Below are 469 nucleotides of genomic sequence, written 5' to 3'. Positions count from 1 at the left end.
ACCGGGGTCCACATCATCGCGCCGAACTTGCCGCGGGCGTTGAGGATCTGCCCCATCACCACGTGGATGCCCATGAAGAAGATCGAGGGCAGGAAGTAGCGGGTGAAGGTGACCGCGACCTCGTTCGCCGCCGGGTCGCTCGCCACGGGGTTGGCCAGCATCCGCACCAGCAGCGGTGCCGCGAACATCGCGAGTCCGGTCAGCGCGGCCAGGGCCACCATCACGAGGGTCAGCAGCCGGTTGGCGAAGGCCTCGCCGCCGTCCTCGTCCTCCTTCATGGAGCGCACCAGCTGCGGCACGAACACGGAGTTCAGGCCGCCGCCGACGGTGAGGATGTAGATCATCGTCGGCAGCTGGTAGGCCACCTGGAAGGAGTCGGCGAGGAAGCCGAGGCCCAGCGCGGCGGCGATCAGCGCGGAGCGGATGAAACCGGTGAGGCGGGAGACCATCGTGCCCGCCGCCATGACGG

General features: G+C 68.7%; 1 pseudogene. It reads right to left on the bottom strand.

Annotation, left to right across the window (positions count from 1 at the left end):
• Positions 1-469 (bottom strand): annotated as a pseudogene (locus CCN44_RS47110) (lipid II flippase MurJ); the annotation flags it as partial.

Origin of the sequence: Streptomyces tricolor (assembly GCF_002155905.1) — a bacterium.
Classification (GTDB): Bacteria; Actinomycetota; Actinomycetes; order Streptomycetales; family Streptomycetaceae; genus Streptomyces; species Streptomyces tricolor.
This window is presented reverse-complemented; position numbering and strand designations above follow the sequence as displayed.